14 protein-coding genes and 1 tRNA gene are annotated in these 18,271 nt (G+C 33.8%); 10 read left to right on the top strand and 5 right to left on the bottom strand.

Translation table 11 applies throughout. The features are described from left to right. Positions 1 to 5: 5 nt before the first annotated feature. Together IR213_RS10565 and dcm are read left to right on the top strand one after the other, a co-directional pair. On the top strand, positions 6 to 842 hold the full coding sequence (locus IR213_RS10565; RefSeq protein WP_194312284.1) for a TdeIII family type II restriction endonuclease: 837 nt from the start codon (positions 6 to 8) through the stop codon (positions 840 to 842). Positions 843 to 848: 6 nt separating this feature from the next. Beyond that, positions 849 to 2,384, top strand: a complete 1,536-nt coding sequence (gene dcm / locus IR213_RS10560) for a DNA (cytosine-5-)-methyltransferase (protein ID WP_194312283.1) — start codon at positions 849 to 851, stop codon at positions 2,382 to 2,384. 70 nt (positions 2,385 to 2,454) lie between these two features. On the opposite strand, the gene IR213_RS10555 is transcribed toward dcm, so the two are convergent. The 4 genes from IR213_RS10555 to IR213_RS10540 all read right to left on the bottom strand — a co-directional run bounded on the left by IR213_RS10555 (position 2,455) and on the right by IR213_RS10540 (position 4,948). Further along, positions 2,455 to 2,528: transfer RNA gene (locus IR213_RS10555), tRNA-His, on the bottom strand. 62 nt (positions 2,529 to 2,590) lie between these two features. Continuing rightward, positions 2,591 to 3,307, bottom strand: a complete 717-nt coding sequence (gene bshB1, locus IR213_RS10550; RefSeq protein WP_194312282.1) for a bacillithiol biosynthesis deacetylase BshB1 — start codon at positions 3,305 to 3,307, stop codon at positions 2,591 to 2,593. A gap of 160 nt (positions 3,308 to 3,467) precedes the next feature. Beyond that, positions 3,468 to 4,511, bottom strand: a complete 1,044-nt coding sequence (locus tag IR213_RS10545; protein WP_194312281.1) for an isochorismate synthase — start codon at positions 4,509 to 4,511, stop codon at positions 3,468 to 3,470. 2 nt (positions 4,512 to 4,513) lie between these two features. Further along, entirely contained in the window at positions 4,514 to 4,948 is a 435-nt protein-coding gene (locus tag IR213_RS10540) for a PaaI family thioesterase (protein WP_194312280.1), read from the bottom strand. A gap of 128 nt (positions 4,949 to 5,076) precedes the next feature. Between IR213_RS10540 and IR213_RS10535 the strand changes: the two genes are divergently transcribed. The 4 genes from IR213_RS10535 to IR213_RS16330 all read left to right on the top strand — a co-directional run bounded on the left by IR213_RS10535 (position 5,077) and on the right by IR213_RS16330 (position 11,614). Then, positions 5,077 to 6,603: a hypothetical protein gene (locus tag IR213_RS10535; RefSeq protein WP_194312308.1), complete on the top strand. Its 1,527-nt coding sequence runs from the start codon at positions 5,077 to 5,079 to the stop codon at positions 6,601 to 6,603. Positions 6,604 to 6,687: 84 nt separating this feature from the next. Then, positions 6,688 to 10,341, top strand: a complete 3,654-nt coding sequence (purL, locus tag IR213_RS10530) for a phosphoribosylformylglycinamidine synthase (RefSeq protein ID WP_194312307.1) — start codon at positions 6,688 to 6,690, stop codon at positions 10,339 to 10,341. A 184-nt stretch (positions 10,342 to 10,525) separates the two neighbouring features. Continuing rightward, a complete protein-coding gene (locus tag IR213_RS16335; RefSeq protein WP_228479165.1) occupies positions 10,526 to 10,906 on the top strand; it encodes a PAS domain-containing protein in 381 nt (126 codons plus the stop codon). A 294-nt stretch (positions 10,907 to 11,200) separates the two neighbouring features. Next, positions 11,201 to 11,614, top strand: coding sequence for an ATP-binding protein (locus IR213_RS16330; protein WP_317173144.1), 414 nt, complete (start codon positions 11,201 to 11,203; stop codon positions 11,612 to 11,614). 202 nt (positions 11,615 to 11,816) lie between these two features. Here IR213_RS16330 and dnaK read toward each other — a convergent pair whose 3' ends face one another. Then, a complete protein-coding gene (gene dnaK, locus IR213_RS10520; protein ID WP_194312279.1) occupies positions 11,817 to 13,706 on the bottom strand; it encodes a molecular chaperone DnaK in 1,890 nt (629 codons plus the stop codon). 446 nt (positions 13,707 to 14,152) lie between these two features. Here dnaK and IR213_RS10515 point away from each other — a divergent pair, with 446 nt between their 5' ends. From IR213_RS10515 to IR213_RS10500, 4 genes are all read left to right on the top strand, one after another. Continuing rightward, on the top strand, positions 14,153 to 14,710 hold the full coding sequence (locus IR213_RS10515) for a tetratricopeptide repeat protein (protein WP_194312278.1): 558 nt from the start codon (positions 14,153 to 14,155) through the stop codon (positions 14,708 to 14,710). Between the two features lie 251 nt (positions 14,711 to 14,961). Beyond that, positions 14,962 to 15,648, top strand: coding sequence for a hypothetical protein (locus IR213_RS10510; RefSeq protein ID WP_194312277.1), 687 nt, complete (start codon positions 14,962 to 14,964; stop codon positions 15,646 to 15,648). A 270-nt stretch (positions 15,649 to 15,918) separates the two neighbouring features. Further along, on the top strand, positions 15,919 to 16,518 hold the full coding sequence (locus IR213_RS10505; protein WP_194312276.1) for an SOUL family heme-binding protein: 600 nt from the start codon (positions 15,919 to 15,921) through the stop codon (positions 16,516 to 16,518). Between the two features lie 84 nt (positions 16,519 to 16,602). After that, positions 16,603 to 18,153, top strand: coding sequence for a SulP family inorganic anion transporter (locus IR213_RS10500; protein WP_194312275.1), 1,551 nt, complete (start codon positions 16,603 to 16,605; stop codon positions 18,151 to 18,153). Positions 18,154 to 18,271 lie beyond the last annotated feature (118 nt).

Genomic DNA, 18,271 nt, shown 5'->3' with positions numbered 1-18,271 from the left:
TAAAGATGAGTAAAGAAGAACGTGTAGCATTAGCCATCAAGAATGTAGTTTCAAAAATGATGGATCGAGTTTTGGAAAACGTTTTATATAAAAATCCATTTGAAAAAGAAGTGCATCGGGCTAATAAACCGCTTTATGCTGCATTAGTTCCTGACGAAATATTTAAAGGCTCTCATTTTGAAAGAAGATTTGTTACTCCTTTTGGAGGAGTTTGGGAAAAACTAGCTCAAGTTGTTGCAATCGAAGCACACGGAAATTGCTCGATGGGTCATAGTGTTAATGGAATTGTTGGAAGCGAAAGTTTGAGGAGAATTCAAGAAGTTTTAAACAAACTAGAGCACAATAAAAAAGGAGAATTAAAAATAAAACCAGATTGGGAAACCGAATTAAAATACATACAAGAAGGTGGTGGAAATCCTATCCCTGTTAGTGTAACTTGTGATGTTTTTATTCACAACGAAACTACAAATATTAAATATGCTTTTGAGTTAAAAGGGCCATTACCAAATAGCGACCAAACAAAAGTGAGTAAAGAAAAAATGTTCAAACTTTTGGCAATGAACCCTAAACAGGTAGATTTTGCTTATTATGCCTTGCCTTACAATCCGTATGGTAAGAAAGAAGAATACAAATGGACATTCCCATTGAGATGGTTCAATATGCAAAGTGATAGCTCTGTTTTAATTGGAAATGAATTTTGGGAATTAATTGGAGGAAAAGGAACTTATAATAATTTCATTAAAGAAGTTAATCTTTTGGGCGCAACTTACAGAGAACGGATTTACAGAGAGTTTTTAGAAATGGAGCCACCTCTTGATTTTGAAGAAGTTATACTTAAATAAACCAAAATGAATAGCAATAATAATTTTACTTTTATAGACCTTTTTGCAGGTATTGGTGGTTTTAGAATGGCGCTCAATAGCATTGGTGGAGAATGCTTGAACTTTAGCGAGATAAACAAAGATGCAATAAATACTTATTGTACCAATTTTAACGAAGGTTTTGAATATAATTTAGGTGATATTACTAAAATTAAAGATTTACCCGCACACGATTTATTAACTGGAGGTGTTCCGTGTCAAAGTTGGTCGATTGCTGGACGGAATTTAGGATTTGATGATGATAGAGGACAATTGTGGAATGATACAATTTACTTATTAAATAAGTCAAAACCAAAAGCATTTGTTTTTGAAAACGTAAAAGGATTGGTCGACCCAAGGAATAAAGAAGCATTAACTTATATTTTGCAAAGAATAAAAGAGGCAGGATATTTTGCCAATTATTATTTGATTAACTCATTCGATTATGGAGTCCCACAAAATAGATTAAGAATATATATTATAGGTTTTCGAGAAGAAGAATACTCACTAAAATTCAGTTTGCCTAAACCAATTCAGAACAAAATACGATTAGGAAATATTTTAACTGATTTTGTAGCAAGCCCAGTAAAATCAAATGAAAATTTTGAAAAAGATTTGTTTGGCGAAGTTATAAAACCAAGAAATATGAGTTTGTCAAACAGTAATGGATTTAATGATTATTTTTTATTCAATGACTTAAGAAATGGTCATTCGACCATCCATTCCTGGGATATTTTAGACACAACTGATAGACAAAAAGAAATTTGTTATTTATTGCTTAAAAACAGACGGAAAAGTGCTTACGGAAATTTAGACGGAAACCCGTTATCGTACAAACATTTCAAAGATCTAGACCAAACAATTGGCAAAGTAGAGCTAGACGATTTAGTTTCGCTTGAAATTCTAAAAAAGGAAGGTTATTCATTTTTGATAAACGAATATGATAAAAATGAAATTTCTGAAGATGAAAAACGTATTTTAGAATGTAACATCAATACTGTTTTATTTGTAGATTATTTAAAAACAAATCGAGACTTGAAATTAAAGAAAATTTCAATTTCAAAAACTTTAAAAACTTTACAAGAAAAAAATATAATTACTCCTGAAGAAATTCGATACGATTTTAAAAACACTAAAATAAGTACCGGTCTATACGGTATAAATAGAATATTCCTACCAACATCAAACATTTTTCCAACATTGGTAGCCAGTGACACCAATGATTATATTACTACTAAAGAAATTAACGCTAATAGCGAACTAGAATATCGAGAAAAGTTTTTAAAAGAAATATATAAAACTCAAGAATTTAGAAGGATTACAAAAAAAGAAGCATGTTTAATTCAAGGTTTTCCTGAAGATTATTTATTACCCGAAAATCGTGCTAGATGGATGAAATTAATAGGAAATAGCGTTTCTGTCCCAGTAATAGAAAAACTAGGAAAAGCAATAGTAGAAACTGGAGTTTTTGATATTCAGAAAGAAATTGAGATATATCAATCGGCCGTAAATAGCAGTTTTTAATCTTAAAAACAACATCGCAAAATATGCCCACAAAAAAAGCCTCGAATTTCTTCGAAGCTTTTGCGTTCTGGGTGGCTGACCGGGTTCGAACCGGCGACCCTCGGCACCACAAACCAATACTCTAACCAGCTGAGCTACAACCACCATTTTTAACGAGTGCAAATATAGTATTAAAGTTTTCTTTTGCAAAGAAAATATTCAAAAAATTACATTAAGTCGCCTAAACTATTGACTGCCAAATATCTTTCGACCGTAAATCCTTCAGCATAATCTGTACCAATCAATCTTCCTAAATCCTGTGCTCTATAATTAAGGCTTTCCAAAAAGTTTTTTGATGCAATCAGTGTTTCTGGCTCATCCGAATTTGGATTGTAAAACTGGGAACTGTATGCTAAAATAGCCTCTACCTTTTTGTCGTTATAACCTGTAATATCAACTACAAAATCGGGTGTTATGTGTTTCCATTGTATATAATGATAGACTAATTTTGGTCGCCAGACTTCTTGTTTTTCTCCATTAATTTCGGATTCAATTTTTATCAAACCAGACAAAAAACAAGCATCTGAAACTAATTGGCTTCCTTTTCCGTGATCAATATGACGATCGTCAATAGCATTGCATAAAACTATTTCAGGTTTATATTTTCGAAGCATTTTTATTATTCCCATTTGATGTGATTCGTCATTTACAAAAAATCCATCACGCATATCCAGATTTTCCCGAGCAGAAACACCCAGAATTTTTGCTGCATTAGTAGCTTCTTGGTTCCGAATTTCAACAGAACCTCGTGTGCCAAGTTCGCCACGTGTCAAATCAATAATTCCCACTTTTTTTCCCAATGCTATTTCTTTGGCGATAGTTCCGCCACAACCTAATTCCACATCATCAGGATGTGCACCGAATGCTAATATGTCTAGTTTCATTTGTTTTTTTTATTAATATTAATTTAGGATGTGTGGATAATCACCGATTAGCTATGCTAAAACATGGATAAAAAGAGATTTTAATTATGTTTGAATACTTAAAAAAATCTGTTTTTATCCGAGTCTTTACGAAGAAAATCAGTCTCATTTGTATTCCGTTTTATAAAACCCTTTTCATTGTCAACGATTTATTAATGCTTTCCTCCCACTCTTTTTCTGGTATGCTGTCTTTTGTTATGCCACAACCCATAAACAAATTTGCCTGCGATTCACAAATTTCCATACAGCGCAAATTTACAAACAAATCGGTTTTGTTTTCCAAATTTAATTCCCCAAGAAAACCGGTATAAAAAGTTCTGTCGTAATTTTCGTTTTCTAAAATAAATACTTTCGATTGTTCTTTTGGCAAGCCACAAACAGCAGGTGTCGGATGCAATAATTGAATCACTTGTTGCAAGCCAAAATCCGAATTCAGAACACCCGAAATATCAGTTTTGATATGCCAAATATTCCCTGCTTTGACACTGTAAGGTTTTGAAACTAATATATCAAAAGCAACTTCATTCAGAATTTCCACAATATAATCGGTGACAAATTGCTGTTCTTCTTCTTCTTTTTTATGCCAAAAAACTTCATTCGAACCATTGTCTTTTTGAGTTCCTGCCAAAGCAATAGTTTCGAATATGCTATTTTTAGATTTCAATAGTCGTTCTGGAGTAGCGCCAAGCCAAATTCCAATCTTTGGATGAAAAAAGCAATAAACAAAAGTGCTGGGATACAACTGAACCAACTTTTCGAAAGCACCAACTAAATCAAAATTATCTACAGTAAGCGTTTCTTTTCGAGACAGAACAACTTTCTTGAATTCGTTATTTTCAATGGCTTGAATCCCTTTGGTAACCAAATTTTTAAAATTATTACTGTCTGGTTCATTTGGCAAACTGTATTCATTTTCAAGAAGAACAGCAGTGTTTTTGTTAAAAACAACACTAATTATTTCGGAATCCTTTTCCGGAATTATCACAGTTTTACTTCCGTCGAAAGAAGCAAAAACAAAACCTTTTTCGGTAAAATCAGTTACTTCAAATAAAGTATCGTTTTTCTGAAAAATCCCGATAACAATAGCATCATTAGGCTTTTTATAAATTGCAAAAGGAAGATTTTGTTCAAATTGATTCTTGACTTTGTCTAAAATTATTTCCATTATTAATCTTGGCTTTTTCTTTTTGGTAAAACCATATTGGTCAGTTTACAAAGCGAAATTAAAGAATTTTTTTCATCGGTAATTCTAATTTCCCAAAGATGGATACTTCTTCCTTTGTGAAGAATTCTTGCCGTAGCTGTTACAATTCCTTCTCGTTTTGCTTTAAGATGATTTGCTGATATTTCAATTCCACGAACTTCACTATGTTCCGCATTAACAAATAACATCGAGGCCGCACTTCCTACACTTTCGGCTAAAGCTACTGAAGCTCCACCATGCAATAAGCCCATGGGTTGATAAACAGTAGGATTCACAGGCATTGTTGCCACTAAATAATCTTCTCCTGCATCAACAAATTCAATATTTAGTGTTTGCATTAAAGTGTTTTTCGAAATATCATTGCAATATTGAATGAATTTATCTTTGTCGAATGTCATATGTTTTTCCTATAAAAGTGTAAATTTATATAAAAGATTAGGAAGTTAAATGGTATTATATGTTCAAAATTGAAAATCGTTATTCAATGCTATTAGTTTTTTACTATTTTTACAAAAAATCTAACGAAATGCGTCAGTTTACTTTTTTGTTTTTTATTGGAATCCTTATTTCTCTTAGCTCATGTCGAACAGATTTTGAAACCGTTCCAAGCACTGGAGATTTAAAATTTTCAAGAGATACCATTTATTTAGATACAGTTTTTACTAACATTAGTTCAAGCACTTATACCTTAAAAGTTTACAATCACAGCAAAAATGACATTACCATTCCAAGTATAAAATTAGGAAAAGGATTAAGTTCAAAATACAGAATGACTGTTGACGGAATGCATGGAAATCAAGGGAAAACATTCGAAAACGTAAATCTTTTGGCAAAAGACAGTATGTATATTTTTATTGAAACAACTGCAAACATTGCAGATGCCAACCCAACTGATTTTCTATACACAGACCAAATTTTATTTGACGGCGGAGCAAATCTTCAAAAAGTGGAACTAGTGACGCTAATTCAGGATGCTGTATTTCTTTATCCAAAACGATTTGCTAATGGAACAACAGAAACACTTCCCATAGGTGATCAGGAAATTTATGGTTTCTTTTTAAGTGAAAGTGACCCATTAAATGGCAATGAACTCACCTTTACAAACGAAAAGCCCTATGTTATTTATGGTTATGCAGCGGTTCCTACCGGAAAAACGGTATCTTTTGATCCAGGGGCAAGAGTCCATTTTCACGCAAATTCAGGGCTTATTTTAGCGGCAAATACATCACTAAATGTAAATGGTTTAGCTTCAACAACAGATAAATTAGAAAACGAAGTGATTTTTGAAGGCGATCGATTAGAACCTGATTTTGCAGATGTTCCAGGACAATGGGGAGCAATTTGGCTAACCGACGGAAGTACAAATCATAAAATAAATCATTTAACGATTAAAAATGCAAGTATTGGATTGTTGATTCAAAACAATAACGGAACTACAGTACAAATAAAAAACACACAGATTTATAATTCTACCAATTATGGAATTCTTGCTCAGACAGCCAAAATTAATGGGGAAAACTTGGTCATCAATAATGCAGGACTTGGCAGTTTAGCCTGCACTTATGGTGGAGATTATAAATTTACTCATTGTACTTTCAACAATAATTGGCCTAGTTCTAGTCAGGTAGCAGTTTTAGTTAACAACTATTATACTGGTTCAATTCCGGAAGTAAAGAATTTGACAGCGGCTACATTCAACAATTGTATCGTTTATGGTTCGTATTCAAACGAAATGATTTTAAACAAAAAAGCGGGAGCCACATTTGTTTACCAATTTAATAATTGCCTTATAAAGTTTGAAAACACTTCAAATCAGTACACTAATAACCCTGAATATCAATTTACTACAGACCCAGTTCATTATAACGCAATTATTCAAAATAAAGATCCCAAGTTTTTTAAAGTATCATTAAATAAATTAAATATCGATAATACTTCTGCGGCTTTCGCCAAAGGGAATTCGACTTATCTAATACCTTTGGATATACAAGGAAACACTAGAACTTTGCCTCCAGATTTGGGTGCCTATCAAAGCAAAACATTTCCAAAATAAATTTTAAGGTCTTTGTTATTTTTTCCTTTGCTCTTCCTGTTTTTTAAACTAAATTTGCAAAACAACGATAACTACCTTATTACAATGATTCATTTCTTTGAAAACCAAAGCAAAACTGTCTTTGCAGTACAAACGCAAGACCTACTTTCGGCTCAAGACATTTCAAAACTCAACTGGCTTTTTGCCGATTCCAATAAAATAGAAAAATCCGTGTTAACGGATTTTTTTGTTGGTCCTCGTGCCACAATGGTTACACCGTGGAGCACTAATGCTGTGGAAATTACCCAAAACATGGGCATTTCAGGAATCATTCGAATTGAGGAATTTTATAAAGTTGCAGAAGATAATTCTGATTTTGACCCAATGCTTTCCCAAAAATATTCTGAATTAAACCAGAAAATTTTCACGATTAATATCAAACCTGAACCTATTTTAGACATTGATGATATTGCTGCCTATAACAAATCAGAAGGTTTGTCTTTAAGTCCGGACGAAGTGGAATACCTAGATAATCTATCCACAAAACTAGGACGAAAATTAACGGATTCCGAAATTTTTGCCTTCTCGCAAGCCAATTCAGAGCATTGTCGTCACAAAATTTTCAACGGAACATTTGTGATTGATGGCGAAGAAATGCCTTCTTCCCTATTCAAACTCATCAAGAAAACTTCGACTGAAAATCCCCACGATATTGTTTCGGCTTACAAAGATAATGTGGCATTTGTAAAAGGACCAAGAGTGCAACAATTCGCCCCAAAAACGGCTGACAAACCTGATTTTTACGAAATAAAAGAATTCGATTCGGTTATTTCCTTAAAAGCTGAAACCCACAATTTCCCAACAACTGTTGAGCCATTCAATGGAGCTGCAACTGGTTCTGGAGGAGAAATTAGGGATCGTTTGGCTGGTGGCCAAGGTTCATTGCCATTGGCGGGAACAGCAGTTTATATGACTTCGTATTCTCGTTTATCAGCAAATAGAGAATGGGAAAATGCCGTTGCCGAAAGAAAATGGTTGTACCAAACGCCAATGGATATTTTGATAAAAGCATCGAACGGAGCTTCTGATTTTGGAAATAAATTTGGACAACCGTTAATTACAGGTTCAGTTTTGACTTTCGAACACGAAGAAAACAACCGCAAGTTAGGTTATGATAAAGTAATCATGCAAGCGGGCGGAATTGGTTACGGAAAATTAGATCAAGCCCTAAAACATAAACCACAAGAAGGCGATAAAATCGTGATTCTTGGTGGAGAGAATTATAGAATCGGAATGGGCGGAGCGGCTGTTTCTTCTGCCGATACTGGAGCAATGAGTTCCGGAATTGAGTTGAATGCGGTGCAACGTTCGAACCCTGAAATGCAAAAACGCGCTGCCAACGCCATTCGTGGTTTGGTGGAAAGTGACCATAATCCAATTGTTTCTATCCACGATCACGGCGCTGGCGGACATTTGAACTGCCTTTCGGAATTAGTGGAAGAAACGGGTGGTTTGATTGATTTGGATAAATTGCCTGTTGGTGATCCTACGCTTTCGGCAAAAGAAATAATCGGTAATGAATCTCAGGAAAGAATGGGATTAGTTATTGGCAAAAAAGACATTGACATTTTACAACGAATTGCCGACAGAGAACGCGCTCCAATGTACCAAGTGGGTGACGTTACTGCGGATCATCGTTTTACTTTCGAAAGCAAAAAAACAGGTGCAAAACCAATGGATTACGCATTGGAAGATTTCTTCGGAAGTTCGCCAAAAGTGGTAATGACCGATAAAACTATTGATAGAAAATATGCTGATTTAGACTATTCGAAAGAAAATATTACCGTTTATTTGGAGCAAGTGCTTCAACTGGAAGCTGTTGCCTGTAAAGATTGGTTGACTAACAAAGTGGATCGTTGCGTTGGCGGAAAAGTCGCCAAACAACAATGTGCCGGACCTTTGCAATTGCCTTTAAATAATTGTGGTGTAATGGCTTTGGATTATTTGGGAAAAGAAGGAATCGCAACTTCCATTGGGCACTCACCTATTGCTTCCTTAATTGATCCGGTTGCAGGAACAAGAACTGCCATCGCCGAATCCTTATCGAATATCGTTTGGGCACCAATAAAAAATGGATTAGATGGAATTTCATTGTCGGCAAACTGGATGTGGGCGTGTAAAAACGAAGGAGAAGATGCTCGTTTATACGCAGCCGTAAAAGCGTGTTCGGATTTCGCAATCGAATTGGGAATCAACATTCCAACAGGAAAAGATTCACTTTCGATGAAACAAAAATATCCGAACGACGAAGTGATTGCACCGGGAACGGTGATTATTTCAGCAGGTGGAAATTGCACTGATATTCGAAAAGTGGTAGAACCCGTTTTGCAAAAAGACGGGGGTTCTATTTATTATGTCAATCTTTCGCAAGACGATTTCAAATTAGGCGGTTCGTCGTTTGCACAAATCCTGAATTCTATTGGAAACGAAGCCCCAACTATTAAAGATGCCACTTTCTTTAAAAACGCATTCAATACATTACAGGAATTAATTTTAGACGATCAAATCTTGGCGGGGCACGACATAGGAAGTGGCGGTTTGATTACCACTTTGTTAGAAATGTGTTTTGCCGACGTGAATTTAGGAGCCAAAATAGATTTCTCCGTTTTCGAAGAAAAAGACATTATCAAATACTTATTTTCCGAAAATATTGCGATTGTTTTCCAAGCCAAAGATGATGCCATTGTCGAAAGCAAGTTGAAATCAAATAATATCGTTTTCCATAAATTAGGGAAAGTTATCAATGAAGCAACTTTGGATTTTGGATCTTGCAAATTGGATATTGCCAAGTATAGGGATATTTGGTTTAAGACTTCATTCTTGTTAGACCAAAAACAAGCCAAAAATGGAACGGCTCAAGCGCGTTTCGACAACTACAAAAACCAAGTTTTAAATTATACTTTTCCAGCCCATTTCACCGGAAAATTACCAGTTATCGACAATACAAAACCTCGCCCGAAAGCAGCCATTATTCGTGAAAAAGGAAGTAATTCCGAGCGTGAAATGGCAAATGCTATGTACTTAGCAGGGTTTGATGTAAAAGACGTTCACATGACCGATTTGATTTCGGGACGTGAAAATCTGGAAGACATTCAGTTTATAGGTGCTGTTGGAGGATTCTCGAATTCGGATGTTTTGGGCTCTGCCAAAGGTTGGGCTGGAGCATTTTTATACAATGAAAAAGCAAAAATGGCTTTGGATAACTTCTTTAAAAGAGAAGATACTTTATCGGTTGGGATTTGCAATGGTTGTCAATTGTTTATTGAATTAGAATTAATTAATCCAGAGCACGATCAAAAACCAAGAATGTTGCACAACGAAAGCCAGAAACACGAAAGTATTTTTACTTCGGTGAAAGTTCAAGAAAATAATTCGGTGATGTTATCGAGTTTGGCAGGAAGTACTTTGGGAGTTTGGGTTTCACACGGAGAAGGAAAATTCCAATTGCCACTAGCCCAAGAACAATACAATATCGTTGGAAAATACGGTTACGATAGTTATCCTGCTAATCCAAATGGTTCTGACTTTAATACAGCAATGATGTGTGATAAAACCGGAAGACACTTGGTAATGATGCCACACATTGAGCGTTCCACTTTTCAATGGAACTGGGCTAATTATCCAAAAGACAGAAACGACGAAGTTTCGCCTTGGCATGAAGCCTTTGTGAATGCCAGGTCGTGGATTGAGAAGATATAAGTAACAATTTCTTTATATTTTTAAAAGCACTCTCCCCAATGGTGAGCACTTTTCTTTATCTAAATTTATCATAAAAGCAATAATTTTGTTAATTTATCAAATAATATCAAAATCTTGGTTTAAATCATTTATATTTACCTCCAATTCATTAATTTAGGTCGACGGATAATCTTAACGATAAAAAATGACAGGAAAGCATAATTTAATTCAAGAAAGTGAATATTTATTCGAACATTTTTTTGAATTGTCTCCAGATTTACTTTGTATTGCTGGATTTGACGGATTTTTTAAAAAAATAAATCCTGCTGTTTCTAAAATATTGGGATATACAAATGAAGAACTATTTTCTAAACCCATTAATGAATTTATTTATGTAGATGACCAGGAAATTACCGCAAAGTTTCGAGAAGAAATCACAAAAAACACCCCACTTCTGAATTTTGAAAATAGATATTTGACAAAAAGTGGTGAAATAATTTGGTTATCATGGACTTCTATGCCAATAGAAAGCGAGAAATTAGTCTATGCAATTGCTAAAAATATTACCCACAATAAAAAACACTAGGAAGACCGAAATATACTTCTTGCAAATTTTGCAAAAATAAATAAAGACCTCAAAAAAATAAGCTACACAAGTTCCCATGATTTAAGATCTCCCGTAAACAATCTTGTTTCTATTTTTAATCTTTTAGATTTTTCAAAAATTGAGGATCCTGAAACGTTTCAATTAATAGAACTGCTATATATAACCAGTGAAAATATAAGGCAGACATTAAACGAAACTATAGACCTTATTATTTTAGAGAATAACAATATTACTCAAATCGAAGAAATCGAGTTTAATAAATCCTTTAAAGTAGTGATTCATTCCATAAATTTCTTGATTCAAAATTCTAAAGCAACCATAAATGTTGACTTTTCCGAGCTTCAAAAAATTAATTTCAATAGAGCATATCTAGAAAGTATATTTCTAAATTTAATTACAAATTCTATTAAGTATGCCAAACCTGGACGATTGCCTATCATATCCGTTTATTCCAGAAAAATCAACGGAATTAGTCAATTAGTATTTTCGGATAATGAAATTGGATTTGACATGGATATCGTAAAAGACAAAATTTTTGGTTTAAACCAAAAATTTCATAATCATATTGACAGCAAAGGCATCGGACTTTATTTAGTTTATAACAACATTAGCAGTTTGGGAGGTAACATAACCGTAGAGAGTAAAGTCAACGAGGGAACAAAATTTATCATATCTTTTAAAGATTGAAATTAATCATATTCTCCACTTACTTTTAAATAATTAAAAGGAATATAAAAGACAGAAACGACGAAGTGTCGCCTTGGCACGAAGCCTTTGTGAATACCCGAAAATGGATCGAAAAAATTTAAATTATTATTATATAAAAAAACCGAGCTATTTCTAGACTCGGTTTTCTATTTTAGATCCCGATTAATCAGGAGTTCTCTTATTATTTAACTTCTTCGAATTCAACATCTTCAACATTGTCTCCTTGAGGTTGTTCTCCTTGTGGTTGTTGAGCACCACCTTGAGCTTGTTCTCCTTGAGCATACATTGCTTCAGTAGCAGTTTTCCAAGCAGCATTGATTTTGTCAAGTGCAATTTGGATAGCGTCGATATCTTGAGATTGGTGTGCCATTCTCAATTCAGTCAAAGCATATTCGATAGCCACTTTGTTTTCGTCAGTTAATTTTGCTCCAAGTTCTTTCAATTGAGACTCAGTTTGGAAGATCATTCCGTCTGCTTCGTTCAATTTTTCAGCTCTTTCTCTTGCAATTTTGTCAGCATCAGCATTTGCTTCAGCATCTTTTTTCATTCTTTCGATTTCTTCAGCTGTTAATCCAGAAGAAGCTTCGATACGAATATCATGAGATTTACCAGTTCCTTTATCAGTTGCCGAAACTTTGATGATACCATTAGCATCAATATCAAAAGTTACTTCAATTTGAGGAACACCTCTTGGTGCTGGTGGAATACCATCTAAATGGAAACGACCAATAGTTTTGTTATCAGCAGCCATTGCTCTAGCTCCTTGCAATACGTGGATTTCAACTGTTGGTTGAGAATCTGCAGCAGTTGAGAATACTTGAGATTTTTTTGTTGGAATAGTTGTGTTAGACTCAATTAATGTAGTCATAACGCCACCCATAGTTTCAATACCTAAGGACAAAGGTGTAACGTCAAGTAACAATACATCTTTTACATCTCCAGAAAGAACTCCACCTTGAATAGCTGCTCCAATTGCAACAACCTCATCAGGGTTAACTCCTTTAGATGCTTTTTTACCAAAGAATTTTTCAACTTCGTCAGCAATTCTTGGCATACGTGTAGAACCTCCTACAAGGATTACTTCGTCAATATCAGAAACTGATAAACCTGCATCTTTCAACGCTTTGGCAACTGGCGCCATAGAACGTTTTACTAATGAATCAGTTAATTTTTCAAATTGAGCTCTAGTTAATTTTTTAACTAAGTGTTTTGGTCCTGAAGCTGTAGCAGTTACGTAAGGTAAGTTGATTTCAGTTTCAGTAGAAGAAGACAATTCAATTTTTGCTTTCTCAGCAGCTTCTTTCAAACGTTGCAAAGACATTGGATCTAAACGTAAATCAATACCTTCTTCAGTCAAGAATTCAGCAGCTAACCAGTCAATAATTTCGTGGTCAAAATCATCTCCACCAAGGTGAGTATCACCATTTGTAGACAATACTTCGAAAACTCCGTCTCCTAATTCAAGAACAGAAATATCAAATGTACCTCCACCTAAATCGTAAACAGCAATTTTTTGATCTTTTCCTTTTTTATCCAAACCATAAGCCAAAGCTGCAGCTGTTGGTTCGTTGATAATACGCATCACTTTAAGACCTGCAATTTCACCAGCTTCTTTTGTAGCCTGACGTTGTGCGTCATTAAAGTAAGCAGGAACAGTGATAACTGCTTCGGTAACTGTTTGACCTAAGTAGTCTTCAGCCGTTTTTTTCATTTTTTGAAGTGTCATAGCTGACAATTCTTGTGCAGAATACAAACGACCGTCAATATCCACACGTGGAGTATTGTTGTCGCCTTTTACTACTTTGTAAGAAACTCTTTTTGCCTCAGCCGAAACCTCAGAAAAAGAATGCCCCATAAAACGTTTGATGGAAGCAATCGTTTTTGTAGGATTTGTCACTGCTTGTCTTTTTGCAGGATCACCCACTTTAATTTCGCCACCTTCAACAAATGCGATGATAGATGGTGTTGTTCTTTTTCCTTCTGAATTAGGAATTACTACTGCTTCACTACCTTCCATTACAGAAACACAAGAGTTTGTTGTACCTAAATCAATTCCGATTATTTTACCCATTTTTATTTATATTTAATTTTTATTGAATACTTATTTTTTACGGTTCGAGTTGCTATAGTCAATCTTTGTGCCAATAGAAAAAACCCAAATAAATTGTCAGTTAATGTTAAAATTGGCGCAAAAAGGTATGACAAGATGACATTTTAGGCGCTAATCCAGCTGTTCACTATATCTTTATGTTCTTAAAAAAAGAACATAAAGGATGCCGTTTCCATCTGGGCTAGGCAATTGAGTAAACCAGACGATTTGCTTTTATTTAGAAATCCCTCCGTTTAATATGCTAATTTGTAAGAAAATTTTAATATATTTGAAGGAAATATAAAGCGAAACAAACCTTTGCCAATCTACCCATTTTTGGATGTATATACGAATGTTTGTTTTGCCTATAAACAAGGAAAACACTTTTACAAAAAGACAAATTCAATAACAAAAAAACAGTTTTAATTATGAATTGGTTTTCAAATCTATTTAAGAAAAAAACAAAAAATAATACTAGTAATGATAATTCGGATTCCGAATGGGATGCATTTATTAGTTTTGCTCGAGGTGAGAAATATTTCTTTAATTCAGAATGGAATGATGCATTATATCATTTTGACAAAGCAATAGAAAAAGATTATAAAAAAGATGATATATTTGAATTGAGAGGTATGTGTTTACAAGCTTTAGGTTACGATTATGATGCTATTGAAGATTTCAATAAAGCGATAATATTTTCTCCCAATAATTGTAATTTATACTATAATCGTGCTCTAAGCAAAGAGGTGATTTTAGATTATGAAGGAGAAATAAAGGATATTGAAAAGGCGATTGAATTGTCAAAACAGGATACACAAATGAACAGACAATACAATAAAGAAGCAATTGATAGTGGATTTAGAAATGGTGTAGTAGGACTCTATGAAATAGGAATATTAAGAGTAAAATCAAGATTAGAATTTGACAATAGAGAAATGAACAAAGATTATTGTGAAGAACAATTAAAACTTATAAAACGAAGATAAAGTCATTGACGAGGCGAACACCGCCACAATAGGATGCCGTTTCCATCTGGGCTAGGCATTCAGGATATAAAAATCATTATGTTATACAGAAACCTTCTGAATCAAAATAATATAATTTGTAAATAAAAATAAATATAGTTGAAAGAAATATAAAACAAAACAAAACTTAGCCAATCTACCCATTTTTGGGTGTATAAACGAATGTTTGTTTTGTCTATATACAAGTTAGCGGTAATTTGCACAACATCCCCATGAAAAAAAACGAGATTATTATAAAGTTAATTAAGGTTCACATTGATATTAAAAAGAGTTTTGATTCATTGCTTACTATCTGTCAAGATGTTGTTTCATTTCGAGAGCAAAAACTTGAATATTTAAACGAGAAACTAGATATTTCACCAGAAGATTTACTAAATGATGATAAATTCACTGAATTTTTTAAATTAAATAGTGATGATTTAAAAAGTCAAGGAGTGTATTTATTTGAATTCAACTATCTTTTTTACAATTCAATTTTTATAAATCTGTTTTCATTGTTTGAAATACAATTTGTAAAACTTGGGAAAATATGTGAAGAATTGTCTGAAAGCGACCTTAAAATCAAAGATTTAAAAGGAACAAGCGACATTGATACAATAAGAAAATATATGAATTTAGTTTGTAAACTTGATTCAGCAAAGTCAAGTGAAAAATTATGGGCTGATATTGAAGAATTTAGAAATATCCGTAACGCAATTGTTCACAATGAAAACCAATTAAATAAAACAAAGACAAAAAACTTAAATTCAATACGTGGAATGCGTAAACTTAAACAGCATAAAATTGAATATTTTCAGGAAGAAGTTAGTTTTAAAATAAACAATGTTGAATTTTTAAAGGACTTTACAACTACAAGTGAAGAATATCTTGGCGTTTTGATTAAAGAAATTTTTAAATAATAAGCAAAGTCCCCCGATAGCGCAGATTTGCAATCCGTGCGCATAAACACCAATCCTAATGTGATAAACCATATTCAATTTTACATTAAACCAAACAATTAGAATTTAAGGTAAAAATCACGGCAATACAAATGACAATACAACTAAATACAGACTTGATTAATAAGTGAAAGATGTAAGTCTTTTAAATAATTGTGTAAGGTTTTAGTTCAAAAAATGTTTACCTTTATGCTTGTGTGAAAATTCATTAACAATCTAAAAGAATTCCCAATGAAAATATTTATCATCACAGTAATTATACTAATTGGAATATTTGTTCTATTTCAAATTTACACCATTATGTCCATCAATAAAACAGAAACTCAGGCATACAAAGTGATTAAGGTGGAAGAGAAATTTGAAATTCGGCACTATCCTGCTGCAACGATGGCAATGATTTCTTCCACTTCAAAATCGTATCGTGATTTAGGATCTTCTGGTTTTGGAAAATTGGCAAAATATATTTTTGGAGGAAATAGCGAACAGAAACAAATAGCGATGACATCGCCAGTTCATATGGATATTAGCGACACCAAATCTACTATGGCATTTGTACTTCCATCAGCTTACAATCAAACTAATTTACCAAAACCAAATGATTCAAGTATATCCATTATAACTACAGAACCAGAATATGTTGCAGTAATACAGTTTGGTGGCTTTGCTTCTAATGAAAGTATTGAAAAACATAAAGCTATTCTTGAAAATGAATTAAAGAATAAAGGACTTTCTTATTATGGTGATTTTCGCTACTTGGGTTATAATCCGCCTTATCAACTTTTTGAAAGAAGAAATGAAGTGATTGTAGCACTGAATTGGAATTCAAAATAAATCATTACATTAATTATTACGGAATTATTCATAAAATTGCTAGACCACTGTTTTCGCTACCTTTGGGAATAATCATTTTTCTCTATGAAACGAGCCATAAAATACTACCGGATTATTTGGTTCAAACACGATTTACCGGCTGGGCTTTCTGTTTTTTTAGTGGCGTTGCCGCTTTGCTTGGGAATTGCTTTGGCTTCGGGAGCGCCACTTTATGCTGGAATATTGTCAGGAATCATTGGAGGAGTAGTGGTTTCATTAATCAGTGGTTCTCAACTTGCTGTTTCCGGACCTGGTGCCGGCTTGACATCTCTAGTTGCCGCATCTATCATTTCATTGGGCGACTACAAACTTTTTTTGCTCGCCGTTATGATTGCTGGCGTGTTCCAGCTATTACTGGGTATTTTTAGACTTGGAGCAATCGCTAATTATTTTCCTTCATCAGTAATCAAGGGAATGCTGGCAGCAATAGGAATAATCTTGGTTTCAAAACAAATTCCACTGGCTTTGGGTTACGACAAACCCGACTTTTGGACGAGTGGTTTTATACAATTATTTTCGGTAGACAACTTTTTTGGTAATATAGAAAACTTCAACCATCACATAACCAGAGGTGCCATTCTGATTACGGCAATTTCGTTAGTCGTTCTTATTATTCTGCAACAACCTTTTGCAAAGAAACTAAAGGTAATTCCAGCTCCCTTATTAGTGGTAATTATTGGTATCATTGTCAATATTCTTTTTACAAATATAGCTTCGGACTTTTCCTTAAAACAAACCCAATTAGTCAATATTTCTTCGAACATTTTTGAAAACATATCCTTTCCAGATTTTTCGAAAATCTTTTCCACTTCCGAAATCTGGAAAGATGGAATCCTTATAGGTTTGCTTGCAACATTGGAAACCTTGCTTTGTATTGAAGCGGTTGACAAATTAGACAAACGCAATAGAATTACTCCCGTGAATCGGGAATTGATTGCACAAGGAATTGGCAACATGACTTGTGGACTTTTGGGAGCAATTCCCATTACGGCAGTCGTGGTAAGAGGTGCGGCAAATGTCGATGCTGGCGGAAGGACAAAACTTTCGGCTTTTACGCACGGACTTTTTCTGCTGCTTGCAGTTTTGCTTGTTCCGTTTTTACTCAACAAGATTCCTTATGCTTCTCTTGCAGCAATTCTTTTGATTACTGGATATAATTTAACAAAACCCAAATTATATCGCAATATGTGGAGTCTGGGACGCAAACAATTTATTCCTTTCATGATTACTGTTGTTGTCATCCTTTCTACTGATTTGCTTCTTGGTGTTTGCATTGGCCTTTTGATTTCTGTTTATTATATCGTTCAGAGTAATTTTAAAATAGAATATAGAATTACCCAAACACGACAACAGGGAATTGAAAGCCAATGCATCAAACTCAACCACAATGTGACTTTTTTGAATAAGGTCAAATTGAGAAAAACATTGGATGAAGTTCCTGAATATACTATTTTGACTATTGATGGTAGTGAAAGCCGTTTAATTGATTACGATATTTTAGAAATTATAAGCGAATTTCATAGAAAAGCAAAAGACAGGCATATTGAATTACACCTGATAAATATCGAAAGAGTAAGTGTGACAGCAGTACATTGAAAGTAAAAACATTGTCTTTATTTAAACTATCATCTGCATTTTAGTGTTGTTTTATCAAATCCTCAATTTTTAATTCTTAAAAATTCTTTTTGCCTGTTCAATACTATATATTTGTTCT

Source organism: Flavobacterium soyangense (assembly GCF_015277675.1).
In the GTDB taxonomy this organism is placed as follows: Bacteria; Bacteroidota; Bacteroidia; order Flavobacteriales; family Flavobacteriaceae; genus Flavobacterium; species Flavobacterium soyangense.
Note: the sequence above shows the minus strand (reverse complement) of the source record. Positions and strands in the feature narration are given on the sequence as shown.